This window comes from Petralouisia sp., assembly GCF_056822245.1.
Genome location: NZ_JBQIOP010000014.1, coordinates 25,631 through 46,102, shown reverse-complemented (window position 1 = coordinate 46,102; position 20,472 = coordinate 25,631). Strand labels below are relative to the sequence as shown.

The 20,472-nt window shown below is 47.0% G+C and carries 15 protein-coding genes; 9 read left to right on the top strand and 6 right to left on the bottom strand.

What is annotated here, in order from left to right:
* Positions 1-353: 353 nt before the first annotated feature.
* The 4 genes from ACTO17_RS07405 to ACTO17_RS07390 all read right to left on the bottom strand — a co-directional run bounded on the left by ACTO17_RS07405 (position 354) and on the right by ACTO17_RS07390 (position 5,745).
* Positions 354-998, bottom strand: coding sequence for a YczE/YyaS/YitT family protein (locus tag ACTO17_RS07405; RefSeq protein WP_482557467.1), 645 nt, complete (start codon positions 996-998; stop codon positions 354-356).
* Positions 995-3,220 (bottom strand): alpha-galactosidase, encoded by a 2,226-nt coding sequence (locus ACTO17_RS07400; RefSeq protein ID WP_482557466.1) that lies wholly within the window; start codon positions 3,218-3,220, stop codon positions 995-997. Before ACTO17_RS07400 ends, ACTO17_RS07405 begins: the two co-directional genes overlap by 4 nt.
* 26 nt (positions 3,221-3,246) lie before the next feature.
* Entirely contained in the window at positions 3,247-4,662 is a 1,416-nt protein-coding gene (melB, locus tag ACTO17_RS07395) for a melibiose:sodium transporter MelB (RefSeq protein ID WP_482557465.1), read from the bottom strand.
* 174 nt (positions 4,663-4,836) lie between these two features.
* Entirely contained in the window at positions 4,837-5,745 is a 909-nt protein-coding gene (locus tag ACTO17_RS07390) for an AraC family transcriptional regulator (RefSeq protein ID WP_482557464.1), read from the bottom strand.
* A gap of 401 nt (positions 5,746-6,146) precedes the next feature.
* On the opposite strand from ACTO17_RS07390, the gene ACTO17_RS07385 reads away from it, so the two are divergent.
* The 5 genes from ACTO17_RS07385 (at position 6,147) to ACTO17_RS07365 (ending at position 12,594) form a co-directional block, all read left to right on the top strand.
* Positions 6,147-7,352 (top strand): glucose-1-phosphate adenylyltransferase, encoded by a 1,206-nt coding sequence (locus ACTO17_RS07385; protein ID WP_172537207.1) that lies wholly within the window; start codon positions 6,147-6,149, stop codon positions 7,350-7,352.
* Positions 7,352-8,494: a glucose-1-phosphate adenylyltransferase subunit GlgD gene (gene glgD, locus ACTO17_RS07380; protein ID WP_172537208.1), complete on the top strand. Its 1,143-nt coding sequence runs from the start codon at positions 7,352-7,354 to the stop codon at positions 8,492-8,494. The genes ACTO17_RS07385 and glgD overlap by 1 nt, the downstream gene beginning before the upstream one ends.
* Positions 8,495-8,774: 280 nt before the next feature.
* Complete coding sequence (locus tag ACTO17_RS07375; protein WP_482557463.1) at positions 8,775-11,768, top strand: DEAD/DEAH box helicase; 2,994 nt, start codon at positions 8,775-8,777, stop codon at positions 11,766-11,768.
* A gap of 308 nt (positions 11,769-12,076) precedes the next feature.
* Positions 12,077-12,337 (top strand): type II toxin-antitoxin system RelB/DinJ family antitoxin, encoded by a 261-nt coding sequence (locus tag ACTO17_RS07370; protein WP_172536228.1) that lies wholly within the window; start codon positions 12,077-12,079, stop codon positions 12,335-12,337.
* Complete coding sequence (locus ACTO17_RS07365; protein ID WP_172536229.1) at positions 12,334-12,594, top strand: Txe/YoeB family addiction module toxin; 261 nt, start codon at positions 12,334-12,336, stop codon at positions 12,592-12,594. Before ACTO17_RS07370 ends, ACTO17_RS07365 begins: the two co-directional genes overlap by 4 nt.
* A 35-nt stretch (positions 12,595-12,629) precedes the next feature.
* Here the strand turns inward: ACTO17_RS07365 and ACTO17_RS07360 are convergent, their stop codons facing one another.
* Together ACTO17_RS07360 and ACTO17_RS07355 are read right to left on the bottom strand one after the other, a co-directional pair.
* A complete protein-coding gene (locus ACTO17_RS07360; RefSeq protein WP_482557462.1) occupies positions 12,630-13,916 on the bottom strand; it encodes a sensor histidine kinase in 1,287 nt (428 codons plus the stop codon).
* Positions 13,917-13,934: 18 nt separating this feature from the next.
* A complete protein-coding gene (locus ACTO17_RS07355) occupies positions 13,935-14,612 on the bottom strand; it encodes a response regulator transcription factor (protein ID WP_482557461.1) in 678 nt (225 codons plus the stop codon).
* Positions 14,613-14,802: 190 nt separating this feature from the next.
* Here ACTO17_RS07355 and ACTO17_RS07350 point away from each other — a divergent pair, with 190 nt between their 5' ends.
* Genes ACTO17_RS07350 through ACTO17_RS07335 form a run of 4 tightly spaced genes read left to right on the top strand, consistent with a single transcriptional unit; the run spans position 14,803 to position 20,472 of the window.
* Positions 14,803-17,190, top strand: a complete 2,388-nt coding sequence (locus ACTO17_RS07350) for an ABC transporter substrate-binding protein (RefSeq protein WP_482557460.1) — start codon at positions 14,803-14,805, stop codon at positions 17,188-17,190.
* 16 nt (positions 17,191-17,206) lie between these two features.
* Positions 17,207-18,079 carry a carbohydrate ABC transporter permease gene (locus ACTO17_RS07345; RefSeq protein WP_172536233.1) on the top strand — a complete coding sequence of 291 codons (873 nt, stop codon included), beginning with the start codon at positions 17,207-17,209 and terminating at the stop codon, positions 18,077-18,079.
* Entirely contained in the window at positions 18,060-18,953 is an 894-nt protein-coding gene (locus tag ACTO17_RS07340) for a carbohydrate ABC transporter permease (protein ID WP_482557459.1), read from the top strand. The genes ACTO17_RS07345 and ACTO17_RS07340 overlap by 20 nt, the downstream gene beginning before the upstream one ends.
* A gap of 22 nt (positions 18,954-18,975) precedes the next feature.
* Positions 18,976-20,472 carry an efflux RND transporter periplasmic adaptor subunit gene (locus tag ACTO17_RS07335; protein ID WP_482557458.1) on the top strand — a complete coding sequence of 499 codons (1,497 nt, stop codon included), beginning with the start codon at positions 18,976-18,978 and terminating at the stop codon, positions 20,470-20,472.

Genomic DNA, 20,472 nt, shown 5'->3' with positions numbered 1-20,472 from the left:
TTTCAGGAAGAAAAACAATGTACCTCTCAGTCAGCTGGTATACTCCCGCAAATAACCTATTATATTTCGGTACACAGGAAATGCAGGCAGGCGTTCCCTCTAAGCAAACAGTTCATGGGCGTCCTTAGTGGAGGCGAAATCCACTGCTTACGGAGACTTAGAAAGGAAGGTTTTCCTGACTTTCTTAGTTTCCGTTAGCAGTTAGTTCGCCGAAACGCTGCCCAGTTTGTGTGAGGGAACGCCTGCCTACATTACCGTCCGTACCTAAATATCATTAGTTTGTGTGAGGGAACGCCTGCCTGCAATACCGTCCGTACCCAAATATCATCAGTTTGTGTGAGGAATTTTGCCGTCTATTTCAATAATTTTTCAAATTTCTCCCGGAAAAACTGTATCAGCGGACCATTACAGCAGGCATTGACAATTGTCCCCAGGCCCACAATCTCCCAGAGACTATTCTTTGCCAAAAGGCAGAAAGTAATTCCTATTACAATCACAATCAAATCAGAAAGCACTCTTGCCATTCGGAAAGAAACTTTGTCCTTTGTATATTTTGTGACAATAAACGCTACGCTGTCATAGGGGGCGATTCCCATTTCCGCCGACATATAGCATGCACATCCAAGGGAGGCAAACAACGTGCCCAGGGCCAACAGGAAAATGCGCAGAGGCATTGTCACATGAAGCCCAAACTGATCTAAGAACAGCCAACAGAGAAAATCTGCTGTGTATCCCACAAAAACCATATTGACAATCGTACCGAGCCCAATGCAGCTTCGTACGGTAAACCACACAACCACAAGCAGAGCGGCATTTACAATCAGCTGCCAGGTGCCAAAAGACATGCCCACAAATCCGCTGACGCCCAGGTTCATACAGGAAAAGGGGTCTACCCCGAATCCGCTCATTCGATAGGAGGCCACGCACATGCCGATTAACAGGATTCCCACAAGCATCATCAGAATCCGGGCAGGCGAGTATTTTTTTTCGCGGGTCAAGATTCTTCCACCTCCAGTACATAGATTCTGGATTCAAAATCGCTGGGAGGCAGGGCGTCTGACGGAACCTGGCCTGCGGTATCGTCACTGGTAATCAGCCCTGCATGCATCAGCTCGTCGCCGTAGTGGCACAGTCCGGTGTTTTTATTCCAGTAACAATACTCGGGGTTCAATCCATCCAGACGCACCCGGGTATAGGAAGCATTGACGCAGTTCAGCGTCCGGTACCATCCCACCACCGCAGTTTTCTGATCCTGGCTGACGGCCATCCATACCGTTTCATTTCCCTCAAAAGGACTTTTCAGGCGGTAGAAGGTTCCGAACTGCAGCGTTTCCCGGTACTGTTTCATAAAGGCAATCTGCTCTTTTACTTTTACCAGTTCTTCTTCTGTTAATTTATTGAGATCCAGTTCATAACCGAAGGTGCCGAAATAAGCCACATTTGCTCTTGTATGCAGGGGCGTGTTGCGGAACACCTGGTGGTTGGGCGTGACAGATACGTGAGCGCCTATGCTGCTGATGGGATAGCACATGGAGGTTCCGTACTGTATTTTCAGCCGCTCCACGGCGTCGCTGTTATCACTGGCCCAGCCCTGAGGGGCATAATACAGCATACCGGGATCGAATCTTCCGCCGCCGCTGGAGCAGGATTCAAACAACACTTCCGGAAATTCCCGGATCAGCCGTTCATACAGGTCGTACACGCCCAGAATATACCGGTGGTACACTTCTCCCTGGCGGTCGGGCGGCAAAACTTTGGAATAGCATTCGGTAATGCTGCGGTTCATATCCCATTTGATATAGGAGATTTTCGACTCCCGCAGAATTTTGGACATCTGCTGATAAATAGCGTCCACAACTTCTGTTCTGGAAAAATCCAGTACATACTGGTAACGTCCGTGGGAGGCGGACCGTTTTGGCGTTGAAATAATCCAGTCCGGGTGGGCTCTGTAAAAATCAGAATCTTTGTTGACCATTTCCGGCTCAAACCAAAGGCCGAATTTTAATCCCAGTGCTTCAATTCTCTCAGAAAGCCCTTTGATTCCCCGGGGCAGGCGGGCCGGATTGGCGCTCCAGTCTCCAAGTCCTGCTCTGTCGCTGCTGCGGGCGCCGAACCATCCATCGTCTAAAACAAAAAGCTCCACGCCGCATTCTTTGGCTTTGGCGGCAATTTCCACCAGACGTTCTTCGGTGAAATCAAAATAAGTAGCTTCCCAGTTGTTGTTTAAGATGGGCCGTACTCTGTCTCTCCAGCAGCCTCTTGCCAGGCGTTTCTGATACAGCTTGTGGAAAGTCTGGCTCATGTGGTTCAATCCCTGATCGGTGTAAACCATAACAGCTTCCGGCGTCTGGAAGCTTTCGCCGCAGTCTAATTTCCATGAAAAGGTTTCCGGATCGATTCCGGCCAGGACACGGAGCGTTTCGTGAGCGTCCACTTCTGCCTGAATGCGGAAATTACCGCTGTAAATCAGAGAAAATCCAATGGCTTCCCCCTGGTATTCGTTTGTGTTTTCCCGTTTTAATACCAGGAAAGGGTTGTGCTCGTGGGAGGAGTTGCCCCGCATGCTTCCAATGGACACAATGCCTGGTTCCAGGTTTCTTTTGCGGATATGGCATTCTCTTGCCCAGCATCCGGAAAGCTGCAGCCATTGATAGTCCCGATCCGGCAGATCCAGAGAAAGGCTCATGGCCCGCTCTAATTGCACCGGGACGTTCCCCTGGTTGCAGAGACGGACGCTGCGGGTAAGGATTCCTCCCTGGCGGAATATGGTGTACAAAAGCTCTGCGCAGACGCCGGTAACCGGGTCTTTCAGAATCAGGGTAAGGGTTTGCGCTTCATCGCCGGATTCTGTATAGGTTGCCGGAAGCCCTTCTAATGCGGGCTTCCCTTCTGTGATGGTATGGCTCTGATACTGAAAATCCAGAATCCTGCTTCCATTTTCCTGGCGGATATCCACAGCGGGCTGCCGGTAATCCGTTGAGCCGAATACCGGGTATTCCTGGCGGATATGTTCTAAGGAAAATCTTCTGTCAGTTTCATAGAGATAAGAAGTCATGGGCCGTTCACAGGTTTCCAGCAGGTAGGAAAAATCCTCTTTATCGCGGATTTTTTTTCCGAAATAAAGCTGGCCCATGTGGCCGTTTGACAGAATCGTCATAATATAGCTGACAGTATCATTGTACAGATGAAATGTTTTGCTTTTTTCATGATAAGTAATCATGAGTGACCTCCTTTTTGCCTTAAGTTTCAGGCATTTTGGCTGTGTATCTCATTTAATTTCGCAGTTACTTCTTCCATTTTCTGTCCCTTTAAGATATAGAAACGTTTGTAAATCATGTAGCTGACTGCCGCAAGGATAATCGGAATCACAATCATCATAATCCGGATGCCGAAAACTGTGCCTGCAGACTGGGTTTCCAGTTTGGCATTGTATCCTACAATCTGAAGCCCTACGCCGGAAAGTCCGCCGGCAGCGGCCGTGGCAGCTTTCATAAGAAACGTCTGTGCGGAACAGGTAACGCTTTCATTTCTGACGCCGAATTTGACTTCGCCGTAGTCGATGACATCGGCCATGCAGCAGGTGGTTACGCCTAAAGAAAGGCCGGAACCGAAGAAGATAAATGCGCAGCTTATAATTACGAATACAGAACTTTTCGGTGCGATAAAGCCGAATGCTCCAAGCAGGGCAAAGCCCAGAATCGGCAGGAAACAAGCGGCAAAATATACTTTTTCACGGCTGATTTTTTCAGCGATTTTCGGGAATGCCACAAGGCCCAGCATTTCAGCAATGATTGCAAATCCGAAAATGGAATACAGGTATTCGTTGCCGCACACATTTTTAAAGTAATACACGGCAAAGCTTTTGGCAATCTGCGTGGATAAGTTGAAAGTAAGAAGCAGGCCGATAAATGCAATTAACTGGTCATTCTGGAAGATAATCGTAAATGCCTGTTTTAAGTTGGTTTTGGTTGTTTTGCTTCCAAGGGTGGATTCTTCTTTTACGTTGCAGACCGTGATTCCGATGGTAACAATGAAGATCACTGCAATAATAACGGCAAATACGGTGTATCCGTGCTCTGCGTAAAGGTTGTCTTCTCCTGCCATCCGGTTCAGGCTGTGGATGACATAAAGGCCGAAGGTTGCCACGGAAAATCCTGCAAGACTGGCAAAGAATCTGGGGATAACAGATACTTTTTCACGTTCTCTCGGGTCATTGGTCAGGTTGGGCAGCCAGGACCAGTAAGGCACATCCATAATGGTGTAGGTCATGCCGTATAATATGTACATGACAGATACATAAATATAGAGGGTGGTTCCCTTCAAATTAAAACTGTGGAACAGCAGTATAAATACCACCGAGTTGAGCAGCGTGCCCACAATCAGCCAGATACGGAACTTTCCGTAACGGGATTTGGTGTTGTCTACAATCATTCCCATGACCGGGTCGTTCACAGCGTCCCAGATACGCGCCACAAAGAATAAAACGCCTACAAATGCCGGGGCCAGATACAGGGTATCTGTAAAATACAGCATCAGAAATGCTCCCACCAGATTAACAATGGCGTCTTTTCCGATTGCCCCGATTCCAAAACAGTATTTTTCCCTTGCTGATACATGCTTGTAAGTTGGATTTGCAGCTTTTGTTGTTTCCTTACTCATCATAATATCCTCCAATATTCTCTTATTGTTGTAAATATTAAGTGAGAAGATTTGCGCGCGCATGTTTCTCTCTCAACTTAGCTATATTATACTTGCAGGAGAAAAAAACAGGTAGCCTATTTTGTTGCCGTATACAGTCAAAATGTTTCCTGATGTAATTATTTAAACATCTTACCGCTATTTTTGATGAAGCTTCTGAAAGGTCTGATCTGTATTTAATTTTTCCAGTAATTCCTGATTTTCTTTTAGATTTTTCTGTATCATTTTCTGATGTTCTTTCCGGTAAACCGTAGGCACAATGCCGGTATTTTTCTTAAATGCCTTGGAAAAAACAAGGGCGTCCTGATAGCCGCAGGACAATGCAACATTTTCAATGGACAGCTTTGTGATGCTTAAAAGCTCTTTTGCCCGGGAAATCCGGAACTTGGTCAGAAATTCCTGAGGCGACATCTGAAGGGAATTTTTAAAAAGTTTGTAGAGATAGCTGCGGTTGACGCATAAATGGTTGGCCACGTCTGTGACCTTGATATCGGCGGTATAGTTGTTGCGGATGTAGCTGATGGCCCGGTCCACATAAAAATTTTCCATGGATTCCATTTCTTCCTGTGAAGATACGTCCCGGGAGAGAATTTCAAAAAAGCCGTATAAAAGGCTCTGAAGCCGGTACTGACTGGTAACGGAATCATCCTGGCATTTCATCATTTTCAGAATCAGGTGCTTCAGTTCTTTTCCCTGACTGGAGCGGAAGGTGGGCTGTCTGCTGTTTAATCCCAAATCCTCTAAATATTCCCCCGCATGTCTGCCGGAAAATCCCACCCAGAGATAACTCCAGGGCTGTTCCCGGTCTGCCTGGTAATAAGTGAGCACATCCGGTTCAATTAAAAAGCCTTCGCCTGCTTCTAAGTGAAACTTGTGTTTTCCGGTTTGGTAGATGCCTTTTCCGTCCATAATATAATGGATCAGATAGTTGGGGCGGGCGGCAGGGCCGAAGCTGTGCAGAGGTTCGCATTGGGCATAGCCGCAGAAACAGAGGAACAGGTCTTTGAATTTGGAATCTGAAATTTCTAACACATATGCGTTTTCCATGGGGAAACCTCCTTTGCTGATTTTATTTTACACGGGGAATGGGAGGGCTGCAAGAACCTTTTTTGAGACTGCAGGTGTAGTGAAAAGAGAGATTACGGGAACAGATCTGAACGAATATTTGAAAGATTTTTCGTGAAAGCTGCGGATTAGGCATAAGAATCCAAGGAAAAAATGTCAAAATTGCTCAAATCTCATAAAAAGAAAGGTTTTTATGGTAAAATTGCAATAATTTGTTTACAAAAAAGTCATAATCCTGTACAATAATAACAATGGGTCTGGGAGATTTTAACTTTGCTGAAAAGTAAAAGCAGCGGCCGTAATCAGTGAGGGCGACAGCTTTTTCAGCGGTGTAATTCAGCCCCGGAACCAAAATTAATTATTAAAAGCAAAGGAGAGAGAAAATGGGTAAAGAAATGATAGCTATGCTTCTTGCCGGCGGACAGGGGTCCCGTCTTTATGCGCTGACCCAAAAGCTGGCAAAACCGGCCGTTCCCTTTGGCGGGAAATACCGCATAATTGACTTCCCGCTGTCAAATTGCGTTAATTCTGGAATTGATACGGTAGGTATTCTGACACAGTACCAGCCACTGGTTTTAAATGAGTATATCGGAAACGGGCAGCCGTGGGATTTGGACCGTCTGTACGGCGGGGTTCATGTGCTTCCTCCTTATCAGCAGGCATCCGGTTCTGACTGGTATAAAGGTACGGCAAATGCAATTTACCAGAACCTTTCATTTATTTCACGGTATGATCCGGAGTATGTGATTATCCTTTCCGGCGACCAGATTTGTAAACAGGATTACAGCGATTTCCTCCGGTTCCATAAGGAAAAAGGCGCAGAATTCTCTGTAGCGGTTATGGAGGTGCCATGGGAAGAGGCGTCCAGATTCGGACTGATGGTTGCGGATGAAAATGATAAGATTACAGAATTCCAGGAGAAGCCCAAGGAGCCCAAATCAAATCTGGCATCCATGGGTATTTATATTTTTAACTGGGATATTTTGAAAAAATATCTGGAAGAGGACGAGGCAGATCCGGAATCTGAGAATGACTTTGGAAACAATATCATTCCGAACCTTTTAAAAGACGAGAGAAAAATGTACGCTTACCGGTTCAGCGGCTACTGGAAAGACGTAGGAACCATTTCTTCCCTGTGGGAAGCAAATATGGAAGTGCTTGATCCGGAAAACAGTGGAATCAACCTGTTTGATGAAAAATGGAAGATCTACAGCCGAAACAGCGGTATGACCGGTCATAAAATCAACGCAGGGGCATCGGTGGAAAATTCCATGATTACAGACGGCTGCAACATTTCAGGCTCCATCAAGCATTCGATTCTGTTTGCGGGCGTAAAGGTAGAAGAAGGGGCAGAGGTAGAAGACGCTGTAATTATGGGCAATTCTATCATCAAAGCCGGTGCGAAAGTAAAGCACTGCATCATAGCTGAAAATGTAATTATTGGACAGAATGCTGTAGTTGGACAGATGCCGGAAGGCGATGCAGCAGGCGTGGCAACGATAGGGCCTGGCGTTTATGTGGGCGATGAAGCGGTAATCGGGCCGGATGCCATGGTGAGTGATAATGTAAAGGATGGTGATAAACGATGATGAATACCAGTAACACCAATGCACTGGGCATTATTTTCCCCAATGCTTATGATGAACTTGTACCTGAACTGACCAGCGAGCGGCTGATGGCTTCCATTCCCTTTGCAGGCCGTTACCGTATGATCGACTTTGTGCTTTCCAGTATGGTGAACTGCGGAATTGACAATATTACCGTTTTGGTTCGTGAGAATTATTTTTCATTATTGGATCATTTGGGCTCCGGCCGTGAATGGGACCTGTCCCGTAAGAACGGCGGATTAAATATTTTCCCGCCCTATGCACAGAAGAACATGGAAATTTATACAGGCCGTGTCGGCATGCTTGGCAGTATCCTGGGATTTTTGAAATCACAGAAAGAGAAATATGTGGTATTGTCAGATGCTAACATTGCGTTTAATTTTGACTTTAAGGCATTGTTGGACGCGCATATTGAAAGCGGCGCAGACGCTACCATTGCTTACACCAAAGAAGCGCTTCCCCAGAGCATTATAAATGCCGAAGAGCTGAATAAAGGAAATTATTACACACTGGATCTGGACGGGGATCGTGTAAAGAGGATACATATCAATCCTCAGGAGCCGGGTTGCCAGAATTTCTCCATGAATGTGTATGTATTTGAAAGAGAGCATCTGATTGATTTGGTAAGTGAAGCATTTAAGGCAGGCGGATTGTATCTGGAGCGTGATATCTTAATGCCTCAGCTGAATGAGCTGAAAGTAAATGCTTATGAATATCAGGAATATGCAGCCCGCATCGGCAGCCTGAAAGAGTACTTTGACGAGAGCATGAAGCTGTTAGAGGATGAGAATCTGGAGCAGCTGTTTGGCAAAAATCCCATTTACACCAAGATTCGTGACGATAATCCGACCCGCTATATCAACGGTTCTTCCGCAAAGAACGTAATGGTAGCTGACGGCTGCGTCATTGAAGGCGAAATCGAAAACTGCATCCTGTTTAGAGGCGTAAAAATCGGCAAGGGCGCAAAAGTGAAAAATTCGATTCTGATGCAGGACACCGAAATTGAAGCCGGCGTAAACGCAGAATATGTGGTTACCGATAAAAAAGTAAAGATTTCAGAAGGCAAAGAAATCAAAGGCGCCGACACCAAACCCTTCTTTGTAAGAAAGAAAGAGGTAGTATAAAATTTACCATGAGGAGGGACCCAGCTTTTACCATGAGGAGGGACCCAGCTTTTACCATGAGGAGGGACCCAGCCCAACCCATAAGAGCTTTCAAAGAATAGAAAGCTAGGAGGAGCCCTGATGGTTTGTTCAACATCCACTACGTAAAAAGCTGGGAGGAGTCCTGATGGTTTTTCCCGCATCAAAGTACCCCTATAGAGCCCTCCTAATGGTTCCTCCCCCAAAAACCGCCCCCCTGAAGTCCCTCTCACCCATTACTTCATAAAAGCAGGAGACAAAAATGGATAGAAAAAGACCAGAAGAAGAGACACAAAAGCGAAACGGAAAAATTCTGTCCACCGGCTCTTCTGCCAGTAAAGGCATTGCGCCGGGACGCAGCAGCAGCTACGGATTGTCCCGCCTGCTCCGCCAGTACAAAGAGAAAGAACATCTGGCTTTCCATCAGGCGGAATTAATGGGAACCATAGATATTGTTCCTCTGATGTCTGTCAGCTACGGACAGCCCCGGGTGGAATTTAAAATCGGAGGCAAGCGGAAATATGTGCTGAAAAATATCATGACCTTTGCCAATGCCATGCGGCGCGGCGACCTGGTTTCTTACGGAAAGGCGTTGGAATTTTACCATATTCCGGAGGTATTTACCAAAAGAGGCAGGACGCTGGCAGAGTTTCTTGTCATGACAGCGGCAGACCGCAATAGAAACAGGCATGCCATAAACTACTATGGGCATGAGAACCGGTATGTCCAAATCCACAGCGGGAATATGGATGAGTTTTTTCAGGCTGTGGGAACAGAGGAATTTCAGGTAGAGACAAATTATAGCTCCTGGCAGAGCTACCGTGTTTCTGATGAATGGTATCAGCCGGTTCTGACTGTCCGGGGACAGGAGGACGGAGCAGTATTGGAACAGGAAGAAATGTTCTGCACGTTCGGCAATCAGTATGGATATCTGTGGAAAGAGTCTGTGATTTACCGGATGTCTATGGAACAGGTTCGGGAAATCCGTCCTTTTTGGGAGTACATGAGCGAATATAAATGCCGTGAATGCTTTGTGGCTCAGGGGGAACTGCCTGGATTCTGCCGGGATCTGCTGCCGGTGCTGGAACGTCATTACCGGATTAGGCGGTATGAATTTCAGGAGAAAAAATATCTGCCGCCGGAGCCGGAGTATGAGTTCTACCTGGACGCGCCGGATAAGCAGACGGTAACCTGTGAAATCTATGTGCGTTATGAAGAACAAAAATACAATATTTTCGACAAACCCCGTATAATTGAGAACCGGGATGAGCTGGCGGAATTAAAGCAGCGGGAACGGGTCCGCATTTGGTTTCAGAATATGGATTTCCAGAGAAAGCAAATGGTTCTTTTGGGGGATGATGAGAAATTATATGCATTGCTGACCGAAGGGATGGAAGAACTGGCCAGGATTGGAACCGTTTTTGTCAGCGATGCTTTGAAGTCCATTCATGTGAACCCTTCGCCCTCTGTTTCGGTGGGGGTGTCATTAAAAGGAGAATTGTTGGAACTGACCTTGGAAAGTGAGGATATGCCTCTTTCGGAATTGATCGAGATCCTTTCCTCCTATCAGCGGAAACGAAAGTTTTTCCGGCTGAAAAGCGGGGATTTCCTGAGTATGGAAGAGGACGGGTTAGCTGTACTCTCCAGAATTCAGGAAGGGATTATGGTTCCTGCCAGTCAGTGGAGCCAGGGCAGCATCACCCTTCCCAAGTACCGGGCCTTATACCTGGATGGAGAATTAAAAGACCAGAACCGTTTTCATGCAGCCAAGGACAGAACGTTCCGGGCGCTGGTTCGGAACATGAAAACGGTGGAGGATAATGATTTTGAAGTGCCGAAATCTTTGGAAAAGGTACTGCGCGAGTACCAGAAACAGGGATTTCTGTGGCTGAAAACCTTACATGTCAATGGATTCGGCGGGATTCTGGCAGATGATATGGGGCTTGGAAAAACCCTGCAGGTGATTGCATTTTTACTGTCAGAGCAGGAGTGCAGAAAGAACAGTCAGGAATCGGAAAAATTTGCGCTGATTGTCTGTCCGGCCTCTCTGGTGTATAACTGGAAAAGCGAAATCGGAAAATTCGCGCCCGGAATGCATGCAGTGACTGTGACAGGGACAGCCCCCGAACGGAAAGAAATCATAGATTCTGCAGGAAAGCTGGATATTCTGATTACCTCTTACGATTTGCTGCGCAGAGACGAGGAATTTTACGAGGAATACAGCTTTGCCCATGAAATTATTGACGAGGCACAGTATATTAAGAACCACAATACCAGGGCGGCCAAAGCGGTAAAAAATATCCGGGCAGGGTTTAAGGCGGCCCTGACCGGAACGCCCATTGAAAACAGGCTTAGTGAGCTGTGGAGTATTTTTGATTATCTGATGCCGGGATTTTTATACACTTACAGCCGTTTTCGGGATGAAATAGAGATTCCCGCGGTGACAGAACAGGACGATGAAAAAAGAGGGCACCTACGGAAAATGATCCGTCCCTTTGTCCTGCGCCGTTTAAAAAAAGATGTGCTGAAAGATTTGCCTGCGAAACTGGAAGAAGCAGTATTTGCAAGGATGGAAGAGGAGCAGGAGAAACTTTATACTGCTCACGTTCAGCGTATAAAACTGATGTTGGACGGGCAGACGGAAGAAGAATTTGCATCCGGGAAAATACAGATGTTAGCGGAGCTGACGAGACTGCGGCAGCTTTGCTGCGACCCGTCTATGGTGTATCAGAATTATCAGGGAGAGTCGGCAAAATTGCTGATGTGCATGGATCTGATAAAAAATGCCATAGACGGTGGACACAGAATTCTTTTGTTTTCCCAGTTTACCTCCATGCTGGCCATCCTGCAGGAGAGGATGCAGAAAGAAGGCATTCCTTTTCTGACGCTGACAGGGGCAACGCCCAAAGAGCGGCGGGCGGAACTGGTGGATTCCTTTCAGCGGGGAGAAGCTTCGGTGTTTTGCATTTCCCTGAAAGCAGGGGGCACCGGACTGAACCTGACTGCTGCGGATATTGTTATCCACTATGATCCATGGTGGAACGTAGCAGTGCAGAACCAGGCCACTGACCGGGCTCACAGGATTGGGCAGAAAAATCCTGTGACCGTGTACAAGCTGATTGCCAAAAGTACCATTGAAGAAAAAATCCTGAGACTGCAGGAGAAGAAGAGTGAACTGGCGGAGCAGCTGTTGGGGCACGAAGGGTTCGAAGGGGTGAAATTTACAAAAGAAGAGATGCTGAAGCTGTTGGGATAGAGATATAAGAGCTGAGAAAAACAGAATGTTCCAGAAGTCTTTTTCGGGCAGTTTTGGCATGAAACAGAGTTGCCGGAAAATGGGATTTGTACACGATATATGGCTGCGATACGGAAGAAATGACAGCCCTGTATTGTAGAGAATCTGTCATTTTCCGGCAGCTTTTTCATTTGTTGTTTTTTTGTGAGAGTGGAATCATAGTAAACTCAAGAATGTATCTGTTATTCTTGACGTATTATAAAGATATTGTATTGATATTGTCTTTACTTTGATGTAAGATATAAATAAAATGGAAAAGGAGAGTTGTTATGGCGCAGACATTGGTGAATATCCGAATGGATGAAGAACTCAAAAAAAATATGGAGCAGATTTGTCAGGAACTTGGAATGAATATGACAACGGCAATTACTATATTTGCAAAGAAAATGACAAGGGAAAAAAGGATTCCTTTTGAAGTATCTGTTGACCCGTTTTACTCTGAAAGCAACATGGCGCATCTGCGCAGGGGAATGGAAGCGCTCAATGAAGGAAAAGGCGTAGAGCATGACATGATTGAGGTCAGTGAATGAAAAAGATTTGGTTTGATGAAGCATGGGAAGATTATATGTACTGGCAGACGCAGGACAAAAAAACATTAAAGCGTATTAATATGCTTCTGAAAGATATTGAAAGAGGAAGTTTTGACGGCATTGGGAAACCAGAGCCGTTGAGAGGTGACCTGAACGGATTCTGGAGTCGGAGGATTGACGGGGTAAACAGGTTAGTATATCGGGTTAGCGGGGATGTGATGGAGATTGTTTCCTGTAAAGGACATTATGAGGATTAAAATTTGATACAATGACTTTTTCTTCCCAGACTTTTTTACAAATTCAATGCCACCACAAAAGTAGCCCCGCCTCCCGGAGTATCCTCAATCCACAGTTTTCCCCGGTGCATTTGAATAATTTCCCTTGCAATGCAGAGCCCAAGCCCAAAATGGGTCTTGTCTTTATGAGATTTATCACATCGGTAAAAGCGGTCGAAAACGGCTTCTTTTTCTTCATCCGGAATTCCCGCTCCATTGTCTGCAATTCGAAATGTCAGCCGCTCAGAAGAAGCGTCTAAGGAGAGTGAGACGGTTCCTTTCGTTGGCGTATAGCTGATGGCATTGTCCAGAAGAATTGCGAAAACCTGTTCCATGCGTTCCTTGTCGCAGAGACAGGGCGGTACCATTTCCTCTGGTAAGGAGATGTGCAGGGAAATGCTTTTTTTCCGTGCCAGAGGCTCAAATTTCTCATAGGCGGACAAAAGCAGCGTATCCAGTTCCGCCGGTTGTTTGTGAATGGCAAAATGAGAGCTGTCTGTGCCGGAAAGAGTCAGCATATCATCAATCAGACGGCTCATGCGCTTTCCTTCCAATTCTATGGTTCTGGAGAAATGTTCTGCTTCTGCGGGAGAAGCCTGCTTCATTGCAGACAGGCAGGAAAGCATAACAGTCAGCGGAGAGCGGAGTTCGTGGGAAGCGGACGCCACAAAGTCTGCCTGTTTCTGCCGGCTGATAACCAGAGGATGGATCATCCGCCAGGTAAAGAACCAGAAAAATATTCCCAAAAGCAGGATACCGAAAATATCTGCTCCGGCAAACAGAAGCCGCTGAAACAGAATTCTTCTGTGCAGACCTGACAGGGAATAGAGGGCCGCAATGTTCAGGGCGCCGTTATGCTTGGGAATCAGGGCCATTGCGCTGTAATACGTTTCGCCGTTGATCGTCAGTTCAAATTCTTCATGGGTGGAAAGGATAGAATCTGCTGTGACGGATTCCTCCAGAAGTCCATAATCTGTCTTGGCTTTCTGCCGCACCCGGGTAAAATAATCCTCGTCCAGAGAGGTTGGATTCAGGGCGTCAAATACCAGTCGGGAGCCATTGTCCAGAATATCCAGTTCAAAATGAGTGTCCGTACAGAACTGGCTGAGCCAGGTATAAGAAACGACATTCTGACTTTCCAGGTGATTTACCAACATACTGATATTGATCCGGAAATCGGAAAAATGCCGTTTTCTGGATTCTTTTTCTGAAACAGACAGGCAAATCAGGGACATGAAAATAAGAATCATGCCGCAGATGAACGTGCAGAAGAGGGTAAGTCGAATGTGAAGTTTTTGGAACATAAAGCACCTCCAGATAAATTAAGGATGCAGTACCAACTGATAACCGATTCCCCGGACGGTTTTCAGCTGAACAGCGCTCTGAACGCTTTTGAGCCGGCGGCGCAGAAAATAAATATAGTTGTCCAGATTGCCGTTCTCCACTTCTGCATCCGGCCCCCAGACCTTTGCCAGCAGGGAAGCCCGGGGAATGGTCTGTTCCGGGTTTCTTAAGAAAAATTCCAGTAAATCTCCTTCCCTGGCAGAGAGAGAACAGGAGAGGTTCTTGCAGCAAAGTTTTTTCTGGTCTGTGTCATAGGAAATATCCCCCAGGTTCAGGGGCCTGCTGCCTTCCCATTTGGGCGGGCGCCTTAAAATGCACCGGATTCTGGCAAGCAGCTCTTCAAAATCAAAAGGTTTTACCAGATAATCATCTGCTCCGCAGTCCAGACCTGTAATTTTGTCATTTAATGCGCCAAGGGCCGTGACGAAAATGATAGGAGTGGAAATATTTTTCTCCCGGGTAATTTTCAAAACGGAAATACCGTCTAACACAGGCAGCATCCGGTCCAGCAAAATCAGGTCGTGGGATTGCTGTTCAATAAAATGCAGCCCTTCTTCGCCGTCGTGGCACACATCCGTTTCGAAATGGCTACGTTCCAGTTGGAAACGGAGGGTTTCTGCCAGGGATTTATCGTCTTCTATAATCAGTATACGCACTTTGGGGGCTCCTTTCAGTTTTCTGCAGTATAGAGGGAAAGATCATCAGGACTCCATCTCATGATAAATATTACCACAAAATCTCTAAATAATCTCTAAAATTTTTTGCTTTGTTTAGAGGAAGATTAGAGGTTGCTGTGTTATTCTGGTTTCAGATTCCAAATTGGAATGACAACAAGGAGGTAAGAGAATGAAATATGGAATATTAAAACGCGGGGCAGGAATCCTGTTATCGGCTGTATTGATTCTGGGGAGCCTTGCCGGCTGCGGCAAAACAGACAATGGGGCTGTCGGGAATGAAGGAAACAGCCAGACTGGTGAAAAGGTGGAAGAAGGAGGAGAGCAGGCTCTCGGACGTTTTCTGGAGGAGGACGTGACGCTGCCCATTGTATTCAGCAGTATTTATGATATGAGAAAACTGGAGGACGGCACCATTCGAATTATAGGAAAAAATGCGGATGACGGTAAGGAAACAGTGTGGGATTCCAAGGATTCCGGGGTAAATTGGGAGAAGGCTTTTGATGCGCCTGGGGAACTGCAGGATGAAGAAAACGGCTATATTGACTATGCGGCTCTCTCTTTAGACGGGCAGTCCGTATGGGTTTATAATCGAATTGCAGAGGGCGGAATCAAACCGATTCTGTATCTGGTAAGCAGCGAAGGAAGCATAGGCCAGATTCCCTTTGAACTGCCGGCGGCAGAACAAAGCGGTCAGGGGTCCGCCCAGTCTTTTTCCACAAATGTTTCTGCAGATGAAAAAGAGGGGGAGGAAGGCGCCGGGGACAACGTTATGAACAGATCAGACGTGAAAAATTTGATTTTAGATATTTGTTTTTTAGGAGCCGACCAGATTATGGTAACGGATATGACGGATAAGATTTTCCAGATCAGCATATCAGACGGAAGCGTGAAGCAGACTTATGATTTCAACGGTATGGAAGATACCCATCAGGTGTTTACAGCAGGAAAAAAGATGCTTGTAGTGACAAGCACGGAAGTTCTGGTATACGACACAGAAACGGGAGAACAGCAGCAGGCAGAAGAAGCGCTGCAGCAAAGCGTGGCGGAAAGCGGATTCTTTCATGCGGTTGACAGCATGGATGCCGGGGAAAGCATTTATTATCTCACAGGAAAAGGGCTGTTTCACTATAAATTCGGCGGCAGCGTTATGGAACAGCTGATTGACGGCTCCATGAATACGCTGGGCTCTCCTGCCTTTTATCCGGGAGCTTTGACCATGATAGATGAACAGAATCTTCTGATAGCCGCAAACGATGCGAATTCAGAGGTGGGAGACGGAATGGTTTTGCTGCGGTATACCTGGTCAAAAGACACTCCTGCCAAACCGGATAAAGAACTGAAGGTATATTCCCTGTATAACAACCGGGAGCTGCGCCAGGCTGTCAGCAGTTTTCAGAAAGACCATCCGGATGTTTATGTGAATTACCAGGTTGCTTTGTCAGAGGAAAACGGCACAACTGTTTCGGATGCGTTAAAAACCCTGACAACAGAAATTATGGCAGGAAAGGGGCCGGATCTGATTCTTCTGGACGGTATGCCGGTTAATACTTATATCGAAAAAGGAATTTTAAAAGATATGTCGCCGATATTGGCGGATAAAAGCAATTATTTTGAAAATATCCTGACGGCTTACCAGGACGCTCAGGGGCAGCTCTGCGCAATTCCCGCAAGGTTTATGATTCCTGCGGCCCAGGGAGGCAGCGCAAATTATACGCCGGGAGAGGATTTTGACACATTTACAGCCAAACAGGGTATTTTGGCCAATACAGATCCGGAGGCAATTGTGGAAAGATTCTGGTACAGCTGCGGCGCAGCATGGCAGAAAGAAGATAAAACATTGGATGCAGGAAAGATTACAGAGTTTCTGTCAAAGCTCAAAAACGCTTACGGGGAATATGACAGCAGCGCCGTGGATGAAGAGGTTTACCAGAGCATCAGCCAGGGCGGAGCGGTTAATGAGCTTCACAAAGTATCGTTAAGCTGGGGGGATTTTGACCTGGCGTTTGGAAGAATTAAAGTCAGCACGGGCTTATTCGGACGGATGGATTACGGTATGATGAATTCGGTAAATGAGAAACTGGGAGGCGGAGACTACGGTTTGATGCCGGGACAGGCAAAGCAGGTATTTGTGCCCGCCATGATACTGGGAATCAGCAGCAAAGCGTCTCAGCCGGAAACAGCGGAAGAATTCGCCGGATACCTGCTCTCTTCGGAAGCGCAGAAAGTGTCCCAGTTCGGCGGATTTCCGGTGGAAAAGGAGGCCTTCAAAAGCGTGATCGACGGGCATGAATATGCAGACAAAGAGAGTCTGGTAGGAGTTGCAGGCGGCGGATCAGATATAGATGAAATCCTGGATTACGCATTAATCCCCACGCCGGAAGAAGAAATCCAGAAGCTTACGAATCTGGCAGAATCACTGACCACTCCGGCCCTGCAGGATGACGTAATCAAGGCGGCTGTGGTGGAACAGGGCACAAAAGTCCTGAAAGGCGAACTGTCTCCGGAGGAAGGAACGGACGCCATTATGCAGAAAGTAAATATTTATCTGGCAGAATAACGGAAAGGAAGCAAGTATGCATGGGACGGTGAAAAAGTTTGCAAAATGGCAGGGATTCCTGTGGATACTGCCCAGCTTTCTGGGGGTGATGGTATTTTACCTTCTGCCCTATGCAGATGTTGTCCGCCGCTCTTTTTTAGGGGCGGTGGATAACCGCTTTGTTGGACTGGCCAATTACCGTACGATTATGGAAAATCCCGCATTTCTTCTGGCAGTGAAAAACACATTGCGGTTTACAGCGCTCTGCATCCCGCTGCTGATTCTTCTGGCGCTGGCCTGCGCGGTGATTCTGTACCGGAGCAAATACGGCGGTTTTATCAAGAGCGCTTTTCTGATGCCCATGGCGCTGCCGGCAGTTTCCGTGGCGCTGGTGTGGCGGCTTTTGTTTCACTCCCAGGGGCTTTTGAACCACTGGCTCTCCCAGTTTAAGGCGTCAGAGCAGGACTGGATGAACACTTCCAGCGCCTTTTGGATTTTGGTGATCAGTTATATCTGGAAAAATCTTGGATATGACATTGTACTGTGGATGGCGGGACTTGCAGGAATTTCAGAAAATATTTATGAAGCGGCAAAAGTGGACGGGGCAGGGGAATGGCAGTGCTTTTGGAAAATTACGCTGCCCAATTTAAAACCTTCCCTGTATACAATTACCGTCTTGTCTTTTCTGAATTCTTTTAAAGTATTTCGGGAGGCGTATCTGGTTGCAGGGGATTATCCCCATGAAAGCATTTATATGATGCAGCATTTATTCAACAACTGGTTCCGCTCATTTTCCTTTGATAAGATGGCGGCTGCGGCAGTGACGGAAAGCATACTGCTGCTGGGGTTGATTTTACTGCTGCAGAAAGCCTGGGATGGTGGAAACGAAGATGGAAGAAAAAGTATTTGATTTGAAAATTTTGAATCTGAAAAAGGCCCATTTGGGAAAAGCAGTTCTCTGGGGCGTATTAGCCCTGCTGGCAGCCGCTGCCCTGTATCCTGTGTTTTTTCTGGTTTCCGGCTCTTTCATGGGAAAAGACGAACTGGGAGACTGTCTGGGAGCAGTGGTTTCAGGAAAAGAAGGATACGCGGATTTTCCGCTGCTGCCCGGATTTCCCACTCTTTCCCATTATGTGGAAGTATTTCTGGATTCCCCGGAATTTTTCGTGATGTTCTGGAATTCCATAAAAATCACATTTGGTGTTTTAGCGGGACAGCTTGCAGTGGGAACCGGGGCGGCCTGGGGATTTGCAAAATATGAATTTCCATGGAAAAGGGGATTTTTTCTGATTTATATGATATTGATGCTGCTGCCGTTTCAGGTTTTGATGTTCTCAGATTATCTGATCCTTGATCGGCTGGCTTTGATTGATCATTTGTGGGGAATTATCCTGCCGGGAATTTTTTCCACCTTTCCGGTGTTCATTATGTACCGCTTTTTTTCGGAGATACCGGACAGTCTGCTGGAATCGGCAAGACTGGACGGGGCCAGGGAGTGGCAGCTTTTTCTCTATCTTGCGCTGCCCATAGGCTCCTCCGGAATCATTGCGGCTATGGTTTTAGGATTTTTGGAATACTGGAGCCTGATTGAACAGCCTTTGACATTTCTGAAAGAAAAAAGCCTGCTGCCTTTATCGGTATTTCTGCCGGATATTACCTCCGTGAATCAGTCGGGCATGGCCTTTGCGGCGTCAGTGGTTACATTTTTTCCGGCGCTGATGGTATTTTTAGGCGGGCAGGATTATCTGGAGCAGGGAATTATGGCAGGAGCAGTAAAAGAGTAAGCAACTGGAAAGGAACAGATGGATGGACAGGAAAAAAGTGATTGGAATATTCAGCGGTTTTCTGGCAGTTATGCTGCTGTTTACCATTTTGTCAAGAGCCGTAACCGGGGCATCCATGGCAAGGGTGGAAACGGTAAAGATTAAGACGGGAACCATTGACCATAAGGTAACCGGAAGCGGCAGAGTGGAAGCCGGAAAAGAAATTGCAGTATATACAGAAAGCGGACAGCGGGTGAAGGAAATCTTCGTCCGGGAAGGCCAGTCGGTGGAAGCCGGGGAAGTGCTGTTTACTGTGGATCTGGAGGAGCTGCAGGAGCAGATTCTGGCAGCGGAGCAGGAATTGGAGAAGTCCAGGCTGCAGAACCAGGACGCCCAAAGCGCCAGGAATGTGGAACAGCAGAACCGGGAACGGGCAAAAACCAGGGCCTCGGAGGATTACAATCAGGCGGTAGCAGACGGAGACGCGTCTGTAGCTCAGGCGAAAGCGGCCTGGGATCAGGCAGAGCAGGCGTTGCAGAACTTTCTGGCAGAAGGGCCTCCTGAAGTAAATGACGGCCAAAGCCGGGCAAAACAGGAAAATGATGCAGATGAAGCATCAGGCGTCAGGAAAGATGAAGAGGAGGAAGAAAAGGGTCCTTCCGGGCAGAGTGAGCAGGAAACAGGAAATGACCAGAACGCAGCAGATAAACTTGCGGCCTGGGAAGCAGAAAAGGCCCGGTTAGAACAGGCGGCCGCAGAGGCAAAAGGAGCCTATGATTCGGCAGTATCCTCCCGGACAGAAAATGTAAAGACAGCGGCAAGGGCTCTGGAGGATGCCAACGCGCCGGCAGCCTCAGACACCACCTCCAGGCAGAATGAAATCACCAGTCAGCAGCTGGAGCTGGTTTTGGGCAAACTTCAGGATTTGAAGCATGCAGAAGGCAGGGTTACGGCGCCGGTACAGGGAGTGGTGACAAATATTTCCATTCTCACCGGAGATTTTACCACAGAGGGAACGGCTATGCGCCTGTCAGATACTTCTCAGGGAAGCCGTCTGACAGCTTTAGTGGATAAATCCAATGAAAAATATGTCAGCAAAGGAAGCCAGGTGAATATCAGCGTGCCTGGAAGCCAGGAGAAAATCACGGATTATACGGTAACCAGCGTGACAGAAAATGAGGAAGATCCCACGCTGCTGGAGCTTGTAATTGATATGCCGGACGGGAGACTGGAAACCGGCACGCGGGCAGAGATTGAAATTGTCCAGAAGTCGGAAAATTATTCCGCTGTGATTCCGATTCAGGCCCTTCATGAAGAACAGAACGGATATTTTGTGTTGGTGATGGAGGAGGAGCAGGGCGTAATGGGAAAGGAACTGGTTGCCAAACGCTATGAAGTAAAAGTGCAGGATAAGAACAGTACAAACGCAGCATTAGAAGAAGGACTTCTGACCTCAGAGCAGGAGATTATCAGCAGCTCCAGCAGAAGCATCGGGGATGGAAGCCGCGTCAGAAAGATGGAAGGTAACAGCGGATTGTGA

Excerpts from the sequence above, each read along its gene's own strand:
- ACTO17_RS07400 (WP_482557466.1), bottom strand. The coding sequence starts at position 3,220 with ATGATTACTTATCATGAAAAAAGCAAAACATTTCATCTGTACAATGAT.
- melB (WP_482557465.1), bottom strand. The coding sequence starts at position 4,662 with ATGATGAGTAAGGAAACAACAAAAGCTGCAAATCCAACTTACAAGCAT.
- ACTO17_RS07390 (WP_482557464.1), bottom strand. The coding sequence starts at position 5,745 with ATGGAAAACGCATATGTGTTAGAAATTTCAGATTCCAAATTCAAAGAC.
- ACTO17_RS07385 (WP_172537207.1), top strand. The coding sequence starts at position 6,147 with ATGGGTAAAGAAATGATAGCTATGCTTCTTGCCGGCGGACAGGGGTCC.
- glgD (WP_172537208.1), top strand. The coding sequence starts at position 7,352 with ATGAATACCAGTAACACCAATGCACTGGGCATTATTTTCCCCAATGCT.
- ACTO17_RS07375 (WP_482557463.1), top strand. The coding sequence starts at position 8,775 with ATGGATAGAAAAAGACCAGAAGAAGAGACACAAAAGCGAAACGGAAAA.
- ACTO17_RS07370 (WP_172536228.1), top strand. The coding sequence starts at position 12,077 with ATGGCGCAGACATTGGTGAATATCCGAATGGATGAAGAACTCAAAAAA.
- ACTO17_RS07365 (WP_172536229.1), top strand. The coding sequence starts at position 12,334 with ATGAAAAAGATTTGGTTTGATGAAGCATGGGAAGATTATATGTACTGG.
- ACTO17_RS07360 (WP_482557462.1), bottom strand. The coding sequence starts at position 13,916 with ATGTTCCAAAAACTTCACATTCGACTTACCCTCTTCTGCACGTTCATC.
- ACTO17_RS07350 (WP_482557460.1), top strand. The coding sequence starts at position 14,803 with ATGAAATATGGAATATTAAAACGCGGGGCAGGAATCCTGTTATCGGCT.
- ACTO17_RS07345 (WP_172536233.1), top strand. The coding sequence starts at position 17,207 with ATGCATGGGACGGTGAAAAAGTTTGCAAAATGGCAGGGATTCCTGTGG.
- ACTO17_RS07340 (WP_482557459.1), top strand. The coding sequence starts at position 18,060 with ATGGAAGAAAAAGTATTTGATTTGAAAATTTTGAATCTGAAAAAGGCC.
- ACTO17_RS07335 (WP_482557458.1), top strand. The coding sequence starts at position 18,976 with ATGGACAGGAAAAAAGTGATTGGAATATTCAGCGGTTTTCTGGCAGTT.